Origin of the sequence: Aquiflexum sp., assembly GCF_041751335.1 — a bacterium.
Lineage (GTDB): Bacteria > Bacteroidota > Bacteroidia > Cytophagales > Cyclobacteriaceae > Aquiflexum.
Map to the genome: position 1 here is coordinate 1 of NZ_JBGSXS010000154.1, position 17,568 is coordinate 17,568.

Annotated in this window: 11 protein-coding genes and 1 pseudogene; 8 read left to right on the top strand and 4 right to left on the bottom strand. The window is 39.7% G+C overall.

Annotated features, from left to right (window positions below; genetic code table 11):
• The 6 genes from ACEW8U_RS08485 to ACEW8U_RS08510 form a co-directional block, all read left to right on the top strand.
• Positions 1-1,147: serine hydrolase domain-containing protein (locus ACEW8U_RS08485; protein ID WP_373521612.1), on the top strand; the 1,147-nt coding region annotated here is incomplete at its 5' end.
• 66 nt (positions 1,148-1,213) lie between these two features.
• Positions 1,214-1,657: a DUF4440 domain-containing protein gene (locus ACEW8U_RS08490; protein WP_373521613.1), complete on the top strand. Its 444-nt coding sequence runs from the start codon at positions 1,214-1,216 to the stop codon at positions 1,655-1,657.
• A 29-nt stretch (positions 1,658-1,686) separates the two neighbouring features.
• Complete coding sequence (locus ACEW8U_RS08495; RefSeq protein WP_373521614.1) at positions 1,687-3,363, top strand: mechanosensitive ion channel family protein; 1,677 nt, start codon at positions 1,687-1,689, stop codon at positions 3,361-3,363.
• A 19-nt stretch (positions 3,364-3,382) separates the two neighbouring features.
• Positions 3,383-3,832: a GNAT family N-acetyltransferase gene (locus tag ACEW8U_RS08500; protein WP_373521615.1), complete on the top strand. Its 450-nt coding sequence runs from the start codon at positions 3,383-3,385 to the stop codon at positions 3,830-3,832.
• 188 nt (positions 3,833-4,020) lie between these two features.
• Positions 4,021-4,746: a class I SAM-dependent methyltransferase gene (locus ACEW8U_RS08505; protein ID WP_373521616.1), complete on the top strand. Its 726-nt coding sequence runs from the start codon at positions 4,021-4,023 to the stop codon at positions 4,744-4,746.
• Between the two features lie 256 nt (positions 4,747-5,002).
• Positions 5,003-6,055: an amidohydrolase family protein gene (locus ACEW8U_RS08510; protein WP_373521621.1), complete on the top strand. Its 1,053-nt coding sequence runs from the start codon at positions 5,003-5,005 to the stop codon at positions 6,053-6,055.
• Positions 6,056-6,213: 158 nt separating this feature from the next.
• Here ACEW8U_RS08510 and ACEW8U_RS08515 read toward each other — a convergent pair whose 3' ends face one another.
• The 3 genes from ACEW8U_RS08515 to ACEW8U_RS08525 all read right to left on the bottom strand — a co-directional run bounded on the left by ACEW8U_RS08515 (position 6,214) and on the right by ACEW8U_RS08525 (position 10,594).
• Positions 6,214-7,614 (bottom strand): MBL fold metallo-hydrolase RNA specificity domain-containing protein, encoded by a 1,401-nt coding sequence (locus tag ACEW8U_RS08515; RefSeq protein WP_373521617.1) that lies wholly within the window; start codon positions 7,612-7,614, stop codon positions 6,214-6,216.
• Positions 7,615-8,350: 736 nt separating this feature from the next.
• A complete protein-coding gene (locus ACEW8U_RS08520; protein ID WP_373521618.1) occupies positions 8,351-10,261 on the bottom strand; it encodes a PspC domain-containing protein in 1,911 nt (636 codons plus the stop codon).
• 3 nt (positions 10,262-10,264) lie between these two features.
• Positions 10,265-10,594, bottom strand: a complete 330-nt coding sequence (locus ACEW8U_RS08525; RefSeq protein WP_373493969.1) for a PadR family transcriptional regulator — start codon at positions 10,592-10,594, stop codon at positions 10,265-10,267.
• A gap of 391 nt (positions 10,595-10,985) precedes the next feature.
• Here ACEW8U_RS08525 and ACEW8U_RS08530 point away from each other — a divergent pair, with 391 nt between their 5' ends.
• Positions 10,986-12,098, top strand: a complete 1,113-nt coding sequence (locus tag ACEW8U_RS08530; protein WP_373521619.1) for a PorV/PorQ family protein — start codon at positions 10,986-10,988, stop codon at positions 12,096-12,098.
• Positions 12,099-12,104: 6 nt separating this feature from the next.
• Positions 12,105-17,132 carry a C25 family cysteine peptidase gene (locus ACEW8U_RS08535; protein WP_373521620.1) on the top strand — a complete coding sequence of 1,676 codons (5,028 nt, stop codon included), beginning with the start codon at positions 12,105-12,107 and terminating at the stop codon, positions 17,130-17,132.
• Between the two features lie 144 nt (positions 17,133-17,276).
• On the opposite strand, the pseudogene ACEW8U_RS08540 reads toward ACEW8U_RS08535, so the two are convergent.
• Positions 17,277-17,568, bottom strand: a pseudogene (locus tag ACEW8U_RS08540) (hypothetical protein); the annotation flags it as partial.

Genomic DNA, 17,568 nt, shown 5'->3' on the forward strand with positions numbered 1-17,568 from the left:
CAATACGGGCTTTACACTTTTGGCAGAAGTGGTGGCAAGGGTTTCAGGAATGTCATTTGCGGAATATACCGAATCCAATATCTTTAGTCCTTTGGGAATGGTCAATACCTTGTTTTATGATGATCATGAAAAAATCGTTCCCAACAGGGCTTACTCCTACAGCAAGATGGATAGTCTGGGATACAAAAAGGCAGTGCTCAGTTATGCAAATGTTGGTGCAACGAGCCTTTTTACCACTGTTGAGGATCTCAGTCAATGGGCAATGAATTTCCAAAATCCCAAGATAGGTGACAAGGATATGATAGATAAGATGAATACCCCAGCAATTCTCAATAACGGTGAGACTTTTGGTGGAGCATTGGGGCAGTTTGTTGACGATTATAAAGGTGTTCAGGAAATTTCACACGGAGGTGCAGATGCTGGTTATCGGTCTTTTTTGGCAAGATATCCTGAACAGGGTTTAGCTGTGATTGTTTTCAGCAACGATGGTTCCTTTAATTCAGGAGGATTGGCTCATGATGTAGCCGATATCTTTCTGGAAGGTATTGTAGAAAAAGAAGGTTTGGAAAAAACAGAAATTGATATTGCTGAAGAAGAATTTGAAGTTGACCTAAATACGATTTTGAACTACGTGGGGGATTATGAATTGGAACCAAGTGTTATTCTTTCTATTAGGGAAAATGACGGAAAACTTTCTGTCAAACCGACGGGAGAACCGCTATTTTCTTTAATGGCTATTTCTGAAAAAAAATTCAAGGTAGGTGATTTGGGATTCATTATTGAATTCCAGCCTGATAGTGGAGGTAATGTTGAAACCCTCATTTTGAATGCATGGGATAATCCACGTGAAGCCAAAAAAATTGAACCATTTGACCATTCTACGCTGAATCTCAGTGATTATGAGGGAAGTTATTACAGTGAAGAACTATCAACATTTTACACTTTAGTTGTAGAAGATGAAATCTTGATTGGAAAACACAATCGCCATCCTGACATCCATTTCATACCAATTAAGAAAGATGATTTTTCTGGAAATTCATGGTTTTTCGGTCAGGCCAAATTTGTAAGGGATGAATCTCGAAATATTATTGGAATGAAAGCTTCTTCCGGTAGGGTAAGAAACATTCATTTTGAGAAAGACAAATAGATTGGACACTTCTTCCACTTTTTTCTAAAATTCCCATTAATAGTACGCTCCTGACCCTTTTAAAAAATGAAACCATATTTGATAATTATCATTCTATTCTTTTCGACTTTATCATTTTTATTTGCCCAAGATGATCAAAGTATGCATCGAAATGCCATCATTGAGTTAATTGATAATTACTCCAAAGCTAGGGAAAAGCAGGACACCTTATTGCTTAAGGAACTCCTGATGCCTAATATAGATCAATTGGTTTCCTCAGGGGAATGGAGAATAGGAATACAGTCCGCCATTGAAGGGATGCAGAGGAGTTCCAACGCCAATAAGGGAAAACGTACCCTTGCGGTAGATAGAATCAAATTTCTTACCGATGAGGTAGCTGTTGGGGATGCCAAGTATATCATTGAAAATTTGCAAGGTGGAAAAAGAGAAATGTGGAGCACTTTTGTTGTTGTATTCACCGATAATGGCTGGAAAATCTCGGCTATCAGAAACATGTTGCCAACACAATAAGAAAATAGTTTTTTTTTGTACATTCCGCCATGATAACCCATATTTTGACGAGGTACTCTGTTTTTCTTGTTTTGGTTTTAATTTTTTTGGGCTTTGAAACTAAAGCAACCCAAAATGATAGCCTATCCTTTACACTTCAGCAAAGCACGCAGGATAAGACCGGATTTCCGGTTTTAGGGGTGAAAGGTGATACGATCTTTTTTGTGTATACTCGATTAGGTGCATCTACTCCACAGGAAAGATCGCAAAATATCAGTAGTAAAATCCAAAGGATTTTTGATAAAGAGAATTTCAAAATGGATTCTTTGTTGATAGTGGAAGGTGAAAATTCAATCGATCTTATTTATGGTGATTTGATTATCACAAGTATAACCACAGAGGAAGCAACCCTTCAAAATATGGAAATGGTCGATTTGACCAAGGAATTAAAAGATCGGATATCGGTGTCCATTCTTGAAGCAAAGGAAGAACAGAAATTTTTCATGGTTTTGATAAGATCCTTATTGGTGTTGTTGGTATTGGGAATAGCTACTCTTTTATATTGGTTATTAGGACTTAGCAATACCAAAGTTTTGAATTATTTAAGTGTACACAAAGACAGGTGGTTAAAAAATCTGGCCTACAAGGAATACACATTCCTAACTGCTGACCAAGAATTGCAGATGATACTATTAACCTTGAAAATTATAAGGGCATTTTTATACGTCTTGTTATTTTACTTCACCTTGTCAATTGCCTTCAGCATTTTTCCATTCACCAGAGGTTGGGCAGATAGATTATTTCAATTGGTTTGGTCTCCCTTTACATCAATCTTTTTAGCCGTTTGGGTTTATTTGCCAAACCTGTTTACTATAGTGGTCATCGTTTTTGTGATGAGCTATTTCATTCGTTTTGTGAAGTATATATTCAAAGAGATTGATGCTGAGAAATTGCATGTATCGGGATTTCATGCGGACTGGGCCATGCCGACATATAGCATTGTCAGGTTTCTTTTATATGCTTTTATGTTTGTGCTTATTTTTCCATACCTGCCAGGCTCGGATTCCAATATCTTTAAGGGAGTTTCTGTTTTTATTGGAGTCCTATTTTCTTTGGGTTCATCATCTGCTATTGCCAACATGGTAGCTGGATTGGTGATTACCTACATGCGCCCATTCAAAATAGGGGATAGGATTAAAATAGGAGATATTACCGGTGAAGTCATGGAAAAAACACTTTTGGTAACTCGGGTCAAAACACATAAAAATGAAGAAATAACAATCCCGAATTCTTCCGTTCTCAACGGCAATACCACGAATTACAGCACCTTGGCAAGAACTGAAGGTCTCATCATTCATTCAACTGTGACTATCGGATATGATGCTCCTTGGAAAGATGTGCATCAAGCCCTCATTGATGCAGCCCTGAGAACTGAAAAAATCATGGAAGAGCCACAACCCTTTGTTTTGCAGACCGGTTTGGAGGATTTCTATGTTTCATACCAGATCAATGCCTATACAAGAGAATCGAATCTATTGCCCAAAGTTTATTCAGAGCTCCATCAGCATATTCAGGATAGCTTTTTTGAAAAGGGCATAGAAATCCTTTCGCCACACTACCGCGCGGCTAGAGATGGTAATATGACTACGATTCCAGCGAATTATCTTCCCAAAGATTATCAAGTACCAAGTTTTAGTCTAAAAATGGACAAAGAGGAAGAAAAGTAGATTTAATAAAGTTGAAGACATGTACAGTTTAGTCAGAACAGATTCTCAAAACCCTGGTTTTAAAAAACTCGTGAGTTTATTGGATGCCGAATTGGCCATAACAGATGGTAAGGAGCATGCTTTTTATGATCAGTTCAATAAAATAGACAGCATCAAATATGTAGTGTTGGCATTCCAAGGCGAAAAGGCAATAGGTTGTGGAGCAATCAAGGAATTTGATTCCCGTACCATGGAGGTCAAAAGAATGTATGTTGTCAAATCAGATAGGGGTAAGGGTGTTGCCTCAATGATTTTAGAGGTTTTGGAAAATTGGTCCAAAGAAATGTCTTATTCCAAATGCATTTTGGAGACAGGTGTGAGGCAACCGGATGCGATAGCTTTATATAAAAAAAACGACTATTTACTTAGACAAAATTACGGTCAGTATATAGGAGTAGAAAATAGTCTTTGTTTTGAAAAATCCCTTTAAACAAATCATGTATGTACGAAATGATGCCAGTAAAATGTTAATTCAATATAAAATTCGCAAAGAAACTGAAATGTCCAGTACATCCCGTCTGCCGGCAGGCAGGCGACCAGTTTGTAATAGAATATAGGATTGCTGGCAAAGAAGCGGATAACTATTAACCAAATTAATACTTTTTATAAAAACCAATTATGATGAAACACGAATATGATGTAATCATTGCCGAGCATTATGCGGCATATCGTCCTCCTCTGCACCAATTGATATTGAATAGGTGCTTTAAAGAATATGGGGAGTCGAAGTTTAATTTAGGGTTGGATGTCGGCTGTGGAACAGGACAATCCGCTATAGCTCTTACAGATTTCTGCGAAAAGGTCATAGCAATTGACCCTAGTCCTGAAATGCTGGTGATGTCAAAATCGCATCGATTGATCACTTACAATACGTTTGATGGAAAGAATCTGGGTTTTGCTGAGAATCTATTTGATATTGTCACTTTTGCGGGATCTCTTTATTACGCCAAATCTCAAAAGCTTTTTAATGAGACGCTGAGAGTTACTAAGGATAAAGGACTCATTCTGATTTATGATTTTGAAATTGTAATGGATGAGTTTTCTGAGTTTATGGAAATATTGAAAAAAGATTCCATACAGGAATATGACCATTGGATGGATTTTTCAGGCCTAGATACTTATGGTATTTCAAAACTTTTTACCCAAATGGAACTGATAAAAATTAAGGTGGAGACTGAGGATTTGGCACATGTTCTTTTGGCAGAACACGGTGTTTATAAAGCATTGTTATCCAAAAATACAGGACATGAACCATTTGACATGATGTATGAAATGCTGAATGACCTAAATTACGGTGAATTGTCAGTAAATATATTTTACACCTTATACCTTTGTGAGAAATAAGCATTAATCAATCGAAGTCTATATTTATGCAAAGGCAATGGGGTTTTTGATGGATGGCAAGGATTTCCCCATAACTTTTCCAACATTTCAAGTTCAATAAAATCTACCAATTTATTGTCCTTATTGAACAGGTTTATAATCCAACGAATATTTTATGAAATTCCAAAGTTTATCATTTGCTTTTCCCAAATCACTGATTACAGTTTTTCTCTTTTTTATATTAATTGGCTGGTCCGATTTTTCAGTTGGCCAAGAAATGAGTTTTGAGGAATACAATCCACCTTCCACACTTGTTGTTCCAGAAAATCCTTTGAAAAAAGCTAAGTTCCCGTTTATTGATGTTCATAGCCACCAATGGAATGTCGCACAGGAAACTGTGGTTCGTTTGGTCACGGAAATGGATGAACTCAATATGGGGGTGATGGTAAACCTAAGCGGAAGAGGTTTTTCAAGAGGAGGCGCCAGTGATAATGATCAGCAGGAATACATGTTTTCCATGATCAGAAGATTCAATGGTGTGGCGCCGGGAAGATTTATTGTATTTACCAATCTATCTTTTACTGATTTTGGAACAGAAAATTGGACTAAAAAGGCGGTAGCTGATCTTGAAATAGATGTACAGAACGGTGCCAATGGTTTGAAGATTTATAAAAGTCTTGGTTTTTCAGTGAAGGATATCAATGGAAACAGGGTTCCTGTTGACCATCCCCATTTAGATCCTGTATGGGCAAAGGCCGGAGAGTTGGGGATTCCTGTCATCATTCACACCGCCGACCCAGAGCCTTTTTGGCAACCCTTGGATGCCAACAATGAAAGGTGGCTGGAACTGAAAATCAATCCCGGGCGAAAACGTAGCGATACCGATCCTGCTCCGTTTGCTCAATTGATGGCCGAGCAACATCATATTTTCAAAAAGCATCCGGGAACCACCTTTATCAATGCCCACATGGGTTGGATGGCTAATAATCTGGACAAGGCTGAAGCACACTTGGAGGAATATCCCAACGTCTATTTTGGGATTGGTGCAGTTATAGCGGAGTTTGGAAGACAGCCACGCAGAGCCAGAGCCTTTTTCACCAAATACCAGGACAGGATTCTTTTCGCAAAGGATGCTTACAACAAGGAAGAGTTCTATACCTACTTTAGAGTTTTAGAGACTGAAGATGAGTACTTTCCTTATTACAAGAAATACCATGCTTTCTGGAGCATGTATGGCTTGGGTTTGTCAGATGAAGTCCTGAAAAAGGTCTATTACAAAAATGCCATCAAGATCATTCCAAATATTGATACCAGCAGATTCCCTGATTGAATTATAGAATACCCGCTTTATTGCCAATAAAGCTGGTAAACTAATCTCAGAGTCGTTTTAAATATCGATTTCATCTTCCGTCTTCGGTCTCCCGACTTCCGTCCTGATAAGGAAAGGAATTTCGGCGACTGGCACCGTTGCAGATTAGCATCTAAAGGTCAAATTCCATCAAATAGCTCAAAACTTTCCAAATACTCAGGGACTATAGGATTCCAGTCCAATTCCTCCCTGAGTCTTTGCGCCAAACTTTCGGAAGCTTCTTTTTCTCCGTGAACTAGAAAAGTCATTTTTGGTTTGTTTGTAAATCCCTCTGCCCATTCCATCAGCTCTTCCTGGTCTGCATGAGCGGATAGCCCTTCAATATAAAAGGTTTTGGCTTTCACGGGGACATCAATGCCATACATCCGCACCGTTTTTTCTCCATCCAGAATGCTACGGCCCCTGGTGCCTTCGGCCTGATATCCTACGAAAATAATACTATCCTGCTCGTTGGGCAATCGATTATATAAATGGTGCAAGATACGTCCTCCTGTTGCCATTCCACTGGCAGAGATGATAATGGCATCGCCCCTTATAGCATTCAAAGACATGGAGGATTCCTGGGTCTGGAAATATTGCAGATTTTTATGAAGAAAAGGGTTACAATTCTCCTCCTCCAAAATCGGGCAAAGTTTGTGATAATGCCCAAAATCCTTGTAAATTTTAGTGACATTGATGGCCATAGGGCTGTCCACATAGATTGGGATATTCGGGATCTTTCCTTTCTGTTGAAGGAGATGGAGGTAATAAAGGATCATTTGTGTTCGACCTACCGCAAATGCCGGAATGACAGCCACTCCTCCATTCCGAAATGTCTCTCGAATAGCAAGCCCAAGCTCCTCTTCAGGTTTGTTTGTAAGTTGTTTTCTGTTACCATAGGTAGATTCCATCAGGAGGATATCAGCAAATGGGATTCTGACAGGGGGATTCATAATCGGGTCATGGTACCTACCAAGGTCACCGGAAAAAACAATTTTCTTTTCCTGATTTTGGCCTTTCACTTTGACTTTCAGTATGGCAGCACCCAGAATATGTCCAGCATTGAAAAAAGTGAATGAAAGGGAAGGATTAATCCTTTCCTCTTTTTCCATTTCTATGGGCTGCAACAAAGGGAATACCTTCTCTGCATCCTCAATGGTGTATAAGGGCTGTGCTTTCGCATGTTTGGAATAACCCTTTTTCTGAGCATAATTGGCTTCTTCTTCCTGTAATTTACCGGAGTCTTTCAACAGGATTTTTGTCAGCTCAAGGGTGGGAAAGGTGCAATAGATGGGTCCGTTAAACCCTTCCTTTACCAATTTGGGAAGATACCCGGTATGGTCAATGTGTGCATGGGTCAAAATGACTGTATTAATTTCTGAAGGATCAATAGGGAAACTATCCCAGTTTCTCAACCTCAATTCCTTCAGTCCCTGAAACAGTCCACAGTCAATCAGAATCCTATAATCGTCTATTTCCAGTAAATATCTTGAGCCTGTGACTGTCTTGGCTCCACCTAAAAATTTTAACTTTACTTTCATCTTTACTTTGGGCTATTGTTTAGTTAAAAATACAAGAAAAAATTAAACAATGGTTAGCCACAAGCCTGCCAGTGATGTGTTTTTTTTCTTTATTTGTTGGAAGACCGAAGACCGATGTCCGAAGTAGCTTACGCTTTCCCACAATCTATGAGTTTAATCAGAGTTAGTGGATTTTATGGCCACATAAGGTTTACATGATATTAGTATTTATGGGAAAATTTTAATTCAACCCCTCTCGGGGTTGGGTAAATTGAACAGAATTTTTCCCTTTATCCGGGGGAAATACCCCAAAAGGGGATTTAATCCCTCCGGGATTATTTATAAAAAGAACTATAAATTTATTAAAACCCTTCGTTAATTCTCATTCCATTCTCCGTAATCAATAGGAATGTGGCTTTAGCCCATTCACTAATGAATACAAATTTCAAATTGGCTTTAGCCAAAAGAGATAGATGATCTTTGCACATAAATTTTTTTGGCTCATAACATTAGTCTCAATCCCGATAGGGATTGAATACCATCAGGCTATTTGCCCCGGATGACAATCCGGGGGATAAAAAGAAAACCCATTCCACCTACCCACCAACCCCGATAGGGGTTGAATTATGGAAGTTAGCGTTGAATCATATGAGATATTTCAAGCAATACAATTACCACTCTCAATCAATCACAAAATAAAACAGAGCACCCTTCTAAGATGCTCTGATTGTTAAATCCATATTTTGGCCAAATCTGTTTACCTATTCATAAAGTAAGCCCCTTCAAACTTTGCCCTGGAAAGACTGTCTGAGGTAGAAGTCTTCCCTGTATCACGGCAGTTCAAACAAAGCAGGCCTTTTTCATTAAACACCCAATGGTTGCGTGAGTTGACATCCCTGGTTTTGTATCCGTTTCTATGGATCGTATTCTGAATGATGGGCAAGAGAGACTTGTCCATAACAAATGGTCTGTCATAAGGGATTTCCAAATTTAGTTTTAGGCTCTGCCCTCTGAATTTATCCAGTTGACTTAAGTCCACACTTCTGTCCAATGTCAAAACAGAATCGGTCAGGATGAAGCTGTATTGGAGGCTCTGTGCATTTTTGATGGCATCATCATAGTTTTTGCCCCTTGACTTGAAGTTTTGAATCAATATGGGCTGGGTGGCGTCAGTCCCGTCCAGTTGAATACTGATCTGATTGGTAAGCCATTGATCCTCTCCGGTCGCGGTTGATTTCAGCACCATTGTCCCTTCGGAAAACATCAATTCCTGTTCTACGGTATGTGTTGCCTCTGTCTTGAATTGACTGACTACCCGAGGTATCTGAAAGGCACTTATACCTATACTTAGCAACCATATTCCCAAAGCGACCAGACCGAATCGAGCGTCGATGATGCTTCTCTGTACAAGAACTGATATCCCTAATAAAACAATTATTATTCCTGGTATCAGAACTGCCGTAGCCACAGCAATAGCCAACCAAACAGGCACTATATCATTGATCCACTCAACAGGTATGTTCTCATGAATGCCCCATACGATATCTCCGTCAGGAATCAATCCGAAATATACACCCAATAAAATCAAAGGAGTGATTGTAATAGCCATTCCAATCAGAAATATAATCAACCCGAAAATGACCCTGATAAAGGAAAGCAGAAAGGTACCCAATGGACCTAAAGCCTCACCCAATGCATTAATCATTTTCCCCAGAAATCTGAAGGGAGCAAGCAATACCTTTCTTGACTGACTTTCCTCCCTTGGAGGCAGAGGGTTCATGTTTTCTCTGATGGTTGTCTCGATATTGTCCAAAGTAATTGCGCCCCCCTTCATTTCTATCCGCTCAGTGATAGACTTGGCTACAGGCGTAATGATCCAAAGTATGATATAGATAACAAATCCTGATCCTCCGGCAAATATTAACCCGATGAACAATAACCTCATCCAAATGACTTCGATTCCAAAATATGCGGCCAAGCCACTTGCCACACCTCCCAAGGTTCTGTCATCTGGATTACGATAGAGTTTTTTGATGTTTTTATCCTCAGGTTCGTCATAGGATACAGGAAGGATAACCCACAATACGATGTATGCGATCACTGCCCAAATTCCAAGGGAAAGGTTGAAATCAAAATTCCAAGGAAGAAAATCCCAACCTGGTCTTCCAAACCTCAGGTTACCACTGAACAATAGAAGGATAGCTACCAATCTGGTCCACAAAGGATCTACAGCAAGGTAATGGGCCATTCCTGCACATACTCCACCAAGTATCTTTCGGTTTTCGATTCGGGTTAGCTTTTTATAGCCTTTGATGTTTTGGTTGGGTGTAATATGCTTGTAGTAGTCATTGAATTCAGGTTCTGGTTTGGATTTATTGCCCTCTTCTTGGGACAATTCCTCCTCTATTGCCTTGAAATCAGCAATGGTACCCATCTTTTCAATCAGGCTGTTTACATTTTCTATAGTGATGACCTGTTTGTTGTTTTTCAGATTGCTTAGGAAGATTTCAGCAATTCGGTTTTCGATATCCGAAATTATCTCCTGATTGTCTTCGTAATGCGAGAAATGCCTATTGATGGAATCCAGGTATTTCTTTAATGTGGCATAACCATCCTCGTCGATATGAAACAGGATACCACTGATGTTGATACTTATCGTCTTTTTCATGGCTTATTTCTTTGAGGTGATTAATTGGGTGGAACTGACAAGGGAATCCCAAGTTTCATTCAGGGTCTCCAAAAACTCTTTACCTTCTTCGGTGATGGTGTAGTATTTTCTTGGGGGACCTGATTCCGACTCTACCCATTTGTAGGAAACCAATGAGGCGGATTTCAATCTGTTGAGCAAGGGATAAAGAGTACCTTCCACAACGATCATCTTTGCAGCGGTCAGTTCTTCGATCATATCAGAGGCATAAACTTCTCCTCGTGATATGATGTGCAGAATGCAGAATTCCAGCAATCCTTTCCGCATTTGTATCTGGGTGTTTGAAGCGTTCATTTGTTCTGATCGTTTAAGTTATTTGGTACTTGGATCTGATTCCATGATGTACCTCTTTTGGCAAAGAAATAAGAAAAACTGTACCAAAGTGTAAAATGGTACCTTGCAATACCATGTTACTTGTTATTAAAAGGTACCTTATTAGAGAAAAAAAATAAAAAAAGTTTGTTTTTTTTCAATAGGGACACATTTCAAAAGAAATTGAATGAAAAGATTTTTTTTGAGCTTGATATGCAGTTTCAGTCAGTGGAAAAATGATTGTGGTTCAAATGGACATTTTAGTGTGCATAATCGTACAGATTTTTAGATTTTGTGCTCGTTTAATTTTCTTTGAATAAGCTTTTTACTTAAGTAATTATTTTTACTTTGCAATGAATTTGAGACTCGATAAATGGTGATTGTCAGGTGTTTTATTGGAATGCTGCTGTTTTTCAGTTTTGCTAAGCTTGATGCCCAAACTATAGCTCCAAAATATTCCAATGAATTTATGAACATAGGCATAGGTGCCCGTGCCCTTGGCATGGGTGGCGCCCAGGTATCTTCTGTCCGGGATGTCACGGCTGCCTATTGGAATCCTGCTGGTTTGTTGGGTGTTCAGCATCAGCATGAGTTCTCCTTGATGCATGCCGAATACTTTGCAGGAATTGCCAAATTTGATTATTTGGGTTACACCACCAATTTTGATGTAGATAACCAAATCGGTGTTTCCTTGATCAGGTTTGGTGTAGATGACATTCCCGACACCAGGTTTTTGTATGAAGCCAGCGGGGCTTTGAATTACAATAACATCCAGTTTTTCAATGCTGCTGATTATGCCCTTATCCTATCCTATGCCCGTGATGTGAGCGATCAGTTTAAATTGGGGGTCAACACCAAGATCATCCATCGAAATGTGGGCAAGTTTGCACAGGCTTGGGGATTTGGTTTAGATGTGGGAGGCATATACCTTTTGGAAGAATGGCGGATTGGATTTATGATTCGCGATGTGACCTCCACTTTCAATGCATGGTTTCATGATGCTGATATGGTCAGGGATATTTATTCGCAGACCAACAATGAGATTCCGGTCAATTCAATCGAACTTACCATGCCAAGGGCCATCTTCAGTGTTACAAGAGATTTGGATATTACTGAGGATCTCAGGATACAGGGAGTGATTGATCTGGATTTTACATTTGATGGAAGAAGAAACACCATCATTCGTACAGGGCTTGTTAGTTTTGATCCAAGGATGGGACTGGAGGCAAGTTATAAAAACATGGTGTTTTTGAGGGCAGGTGGCAGTCATGTACAAAGAATCAAGGATTTTGATGCTTCTTATTATATGTCTTGGAAGCCAAGCTTTGGTCTGGGCGTTTTTCTCAATGAAAAATTTCAGATTGATTATGCTTTGACGGATATTGGAGGGGTTTCCCAAACACCCTATTCCCATGTGTTCACGGTCAAAGTGAGTTTGGAAAAACTAGACGGAAAATTCAGAATAAATAAAGGTTGGGACAATTGATATAAAATGCTGAGAACAATTCTTTATTTGCTTATAGTTGGTTTATCCCTAAGCGTTGGCTTTGCGCAGACTGAGTGGATTGACTATAATCAAACTTACTATAAAATTCCTACTGCTTCCGATGGAATCCACCGGATAAACTTTACCAGTTTGTCTGCTTCCGGTATCAATCCAAATGTCATAGACCCCCGAAACATCAGGATTTTCCATAGAGGAGAGGAAGTGGCCATTTTTGTTCAGGGAGAACAGGATGGCAGGTTTGACCCTGCTGATTTTATAGATTTTTACGGTAAAAAGAATGACGGAACTTTGGATGTCAAATTTTTTAAAGATCCTGCACATGTCGGTAATATCAAATACAACATGCATAGTGATACTACAGCATTTTTCTTGGCTATTACACCAGGTAATCAAGGGAAAAGAATGGGTGTCCGTGCTGTCGCTGCTCCATCAGTGCCGAAAATAGACAACTATCATGGAGTTAAAGAAACGGTTTATTTTGAAAATTACAATTTAAGTTATTTTTACAACCCGGGGGTGAGGTTATCGGATTTTGAAGAAGGTCAGGGCTGGGTAAGCGCCCAAATTTCAAAAAACAATCCAAGAACCATTATATTATCAGAATTGGGTGAAATACCTGCCTCAGGTGAAGCAAAGTTGGAGTTTGGGCTGACTGGTAGGGCAGAGACACCACACCTAACCCAAATCAGTGTTGGCCCTTCTTCGGGAACATTGCGAGATGTTGGGACATTTGGATTCGAAAACTATCAGGCCATCAATGAAAGCTTGACCATTCTGGCTTCAGATTTTAATTCAAATGGGCAATTATATGTCCGGATTACTCCCATAGGACCCGCAGCCACAGATAATATCAGTGTAAGTTACCTGTCTCTTACCTACCCCAAAAGAGTTTCCAATGGGGATTTTTCGAAGGAAATCTTTGTCCTTGAAGAAGGTAACAACGCCATTGAAATCAATAATCTCCTGTCCAATTATCTTGCCCTTGAGGTAAGTGACCCCATTAATCCAGTTCAGATGGGTATGGAAAGTGGTTCAAACAGGATTAGGTTTCAATCAGGGGTTACAGGAAGAGGATCCAGAATATTGGTTGAAAATCAATTGGACATCAAAGTGATCGGGGCGATGCAAACTGTGAGATTTAGGAATTTACTAAATAGACATGCTGATTTTATAATTCTTAGCAATAGGGCATTGCGGAGACCTGTAGGGAATTATGCAGATCCAGTCACTGCTTATGCTGCACACCGGGCATCTCCGGCAGGAGGAGGTTATGATACCTTAACTATTAATATTGATGAACTGTACAACCAATTCACTTATGGGGAAAAAACCCCATTGGCTGTAAATGAATTTTTAAAGGACTATTATCCAGTACACAAACCCGACTTTTTGTTTTTAATTGGCAGGGCTATGGGAATATTCTCAACTGCCAGAGCTAATAACATCAACTATTTTTACAGACAAAATCCTGCGATTTTTGCTTATCAGGATATGGTACCCCCTGCAGGATATCCTTATGCAGATAACACTTACAGTGTGGGACTTGATCCTGAGAATCCCCATGTTTCTGCTGTTTCGATAGGTAGGATTCCTGCCCGGACTCCACAGAATGTGGCAGATTACCTCGAAAAAGCCAAAGAAAAAGATGCAGCGGGTATTTCAGGTGATTGGCAAAAAGAAATCATTCATCTCAGTGGAGGTCTTACCGCTTTTGAACTGACACGTTATTTTAATTTTCTCAATGGTTTTAAAACTATTGCTGAAGGGCTTTTTATGGGCGGGAATGTGACCACCTACAGAAAAAGATCAAATTCTACTATTGAACTGATAGATATTTCCAAGGATATCAACAGAGGTGTAAGCTTGGTGACCTTCTTTGGACATGGTGCCCCTTCAGTCATTGACATAGAAGTGGGATTTGCTTCAGACCCAACGATGGGCTACGAAAATAGAGGGAAATATCCAATGATGCTTCTCAACGGTTGTGATGCAGGCAATTCCTTTGGCAATGCCTTTACCTTTGGGGAAGATTGGATTTTAACTCCGAGAAAAGGCACAACCAATTTTATGGCACATGCCAATGTGGGTGTAGATGTTTATCTTAGAAGGTTCAGCGAATCCATTTACACCAAGGCATTTTCTGATTCTACTATGATATATCAACCCATCGGAATTGTCAAAAGAGAGGCAGAGAAATTGTTTTTTTTCAGGTACGGCACCTCGGTGGTAAACAGATCGCATGCAGAGCAATTGGTCATGCTTGGAGATCCTGCAATTAGAATGTTTCCTGCAGACAAAGCCGATTATTCAATACAGGAATCAGATGTGACTTTGGGCAGTTTTGAAGGTGAAGTATTCAATGCTTTGGCTGATTCCCTGAAACTGTCTTTTGTACTAAAAAACCTTGGACGGGTAGATTTGGATTCTGTTGAATTTAAGATCAGTCGGAGGCTTCCAGATGGAACCCAGATAAATTATCCATTAGAAAAGTTGGCACCAGTATATAGAAAGGATACCATTGATTTTTCTGTGCCTAATACCGGTATACAGTCCTTTGGAGAAAATATCTTTACAATTGAGATCAACCCTTCAAGATCGATACCTGAAATGACTTTTGCCAATAACTCGGTAACAGTAACCAAGTTTGTGCCATTAAGCGGAACACTTCACCTAATCCCTGAGAATTTTGGGATTGTAAATGAAGGTGAAATCAATCTCATAGCCCAAATTCCCGGTAAATCCACTGAAGCAAGAAATCTTGTCATCCAATTGGACACCCATCCAGAATTCACTTCTTCTTCACGGAGAGAAAACAGAATCACTACCAGCAATCTTGCAATCTGGAAAATTAATCTTTTCCAAAACGTGACCCAAAGGGATTCATTGACTTTTTATTGGCGTTCGAAGTTTTTAGAGCCTAAAGAAGGGGAAAGCCAGGATTGGACCAAAGGAAGTTTTTCTTATATCAATAACGGTCCTGAAGGTTGGACCCAAAGAGAGAACCCTCAATTGGAGAGTAATCAATTAAGCAACTTGGAAATTGACCCGGTTAAAAAGGAATGGAAATATCTTGATACCAATCTCAGTATTGAAGTATTCACTTTTGGTACTCAAGCAGACAGCCTCACTTTTAGAAATGCACAGTTTTATCTGGAGGGCGTACCTTATATCATCGACAATGTCAACAATGCCAATACCAGGCTCTGTCCTAATGGTTCATTGGGTTTGGTAGCCTTCGAGCAAAGGTCTTTGACTCCTTATCTAGTTATCCCTGTTGCGGGCTTTGATATTCTGGATGGAAGAAGCTGCGGAAGGTTGCCTCAGGTCATTCAGAGTCTTAGAAATGCATGGCTCAACACACCCGGTCAAAATCTCTTGATGGATTATATTGATGGTCTTAGAGAAGGGGATTATGTCGTTATTTTCTCAGTCGGTAATGTCACTTTTGAAAACTGGTCAGATGAGAACTTTGAAAAGATGAAGCAAATAGGTGCCAATGAGGCCCTATTGAGAAACCTTAAAAATGGCGACCCCTATATTTTGTATGGCAGAAAAGGTATGAAGCCAGGTGAAGCAGTGGAGATAGTAGCCAAAAGGGATATAGAACTCGAAACCAACGAACAGGTCATCGAGTTTGAGACCAATCTTGAAGGTTATTTTACTTCCGGAAGCATCATCACACCAAGAATTGGTCCTGCTTCAGAATGGAAGCGGTTCTATAACCAAGTCAAAGTCAGGGATTGGTTCAATGAAGAACTTGCGGTATTTGATGTTATCGGAGTTAGGAACACTGGAGAGGAGCAGGTAATCTTTACTAATATTCAGGAAGGTGATATAGATCTCAGTTCTATAAATCCACAGCTTTATCCGCAACTTCGTCTTCGTTATGCCATGGAAGATGAGCTTTCCACAGCACCATCACAGCTAGATAAATGGCAGGTCAATTATTCAGGTGTACCCGAAGGCGTGCTCGTATTTAAAAACAGGGAAGATAAATTAACACTTCAGGAAGGTGAAATGGCAAGTCTAGATTTTGAATTTATCAATATTTCCAAATATGACTTTCTGGACTCTTTGACAGTACAATGGGAGTTTAACAATACGACACAGAGGAAAATCGAAAAATTCACCAAAAAAATTCCAGCAGTCAAAGCAGGAGAAAAGTATGAATTCAGTTTGGAATTCAATTCCATAGGTAGATCCGGAAATAACAAAGTGGAGGTATTTGCCAATCCGAGGATCTATCCGGAACTGACCTTCCGGAATAATTTTATTGACTTGGATACTTATTTTGTGGTCATTCCTGACAATAACAGTGCGGTTTTGGACGTGAATTTTGATGGGGTGTATATTATGGACGGGGATATTGTTTCCCCTTCAGTGATGATCAATACCCTGTTGAAAAATGACAAGTCACTGATTCTCAAAAAGGATACCTTGGGAATGGAGCTTTTTCTCAAAAAATCATGTGAAGGTTGTTTGTTTGAAAAAGTCAATTTCTCCTCTCCAAAAGTAGTCTGGACCGAAGCCACACAAAGTAATAGCTTTAAGATAGAATTGCGCCCAGGACCATTAGAAGACGGCATGTATACCTTTAGGATAGTAACTGAAGAACTTGGTGTAGACAAACCTTATGAGATCAATTTTGAGGTCATTAATGAGGCCAGTATTTCAAACTTCTATCCATACCCAAATCCATTCAGTACCAGTGTAAGGTTTGTCTTTACAGTAACAGGTTCAGAAGTACCTGATCAGATCAAAATACAGATCATGACGGTGACAGGAAGGGTTGTTAGGGAGATCCTTCAGGATGAATTGGGCCCCCTTCGAATTGGGAACAATATATCTGAATATGCTTGGGATGGGCGTGATGAGTTTGGGGACCAATTGGCCAACGGAGTCTATATCTACCGTGTCCTGATCAGGAAACATGGGACATTTGTCGAGCACCGGGCCACAGCAGGAGATAAAGCCTTTAAGCAAGGGTATGGGAAGATGTATTTGTTGAGGTAATGAGAGATGAGGGTAGATTTTAGAGGGTAGAAGGTAGATTTTAGAACCAAGAATAAAGAACCAAGATTTGGGAATGTGAAAAGTAATAGGTTTAGAGTCATCTTGTTTCTAACTTCTCGCTTCTCGTCTCTCGTTTCTCAAACCTCACTTTTTAAAAAACCTCCAAATCCCCCAAAAACTCAAAACCAACAGGAAAACAAAAATCCATACTTTCTCACTGACACCATCCTGTCTGATGGCAGTGTAGAGGTCATTGGCCAAGGTTCCGGATATAAATACCAAAGTCGTTCTGGGAAGCATGCCGATGGTTCCAAAAATGACCAGTTTTTTCCAGCCTGATTTGAGTAGAGCAAACATTAAGTTGGACAAGGCAAAAGGAATGATAGGACTCAAGCGCACAAAAAAGATCAACTCTCCCATGCGGCCACTTTTTCTT

Excerpts from the sequence above, each read along its gene's own strand:
- ACEW8U_RS08515 (WP_373521617.1), bottom strand. The coding sequence starts at position 7,614 with ATGAAAGTAAAGTTAAAATTTTTAGGTGGAGCCAAGACAGTCACAGGC.
- ACEW8U_RS08495 (WP_373521614.1), top strand. The coding sequence starts at position 1,687 with ATGATAACCCATATTTTGACGAGGTACTCTGTTTTTCTTGTTTTGGTT.
- ACEW8U_RS08525 (WP_373493969.1), bottom strand. The coding sequence starts at position 10,594 with ATGAACGCTTCAAACACCCAGATACAAATGCGGAAAGGATTGCTGGAA.
- ACEW8U_RS08500 (WP_373521615.1), top strand. The coding sequence starts at position 3,383 with ATGTACAGTTTAGTCAGAACAGATTCTCAAAACCCTGGTTTTAAAAAA.
- ACEW8U_RS08505 (WP_373521616.1), top strand. The coding sequence starts at position 4,021 with ATGATGAAACACGAATATGATGTAATCATTGCCGAGCATTATGCGGCA.
- ACEW8U_RS08510 (WP_373521621.1), top strand. The coding sequence starts at position 5,003 with ATGAGTTTTGAGGAATACAATCCACCTTCCACACTTGTTGTTCCAGAA.
- ACEW8U_RS08530 (WP_373521619.1), top strand. The coding sequence starts at position 10,986 with ATGGTGATTGTCAGGTGTTTTATTGGAATGCTGCTGTTTTTCAGTTTT.
- ACEW8U_RS08535 (WP_373521620.1), top strand. The coding sequence starts at position 12,105 with ATGCTGAGAACAATTCTTTATTTGCTTATAGTTGGTTTATCCCTAAGC.
- ACEW8U_RS08490 (WP_373521613.1), top strand. The coding sequence starts at position 1,214 with ATGAAACCATATTTGATAATTATCATTCTATTCTTTTCGACTTTATCA.
- ACEW8U_RS08520 (WP_373521618.1), bottom strand. The coding sequence starts at position 10,261 with ATGAAAAAGACGATAAGTATCAACATCAGTGGTATCCTGTTTCATATC.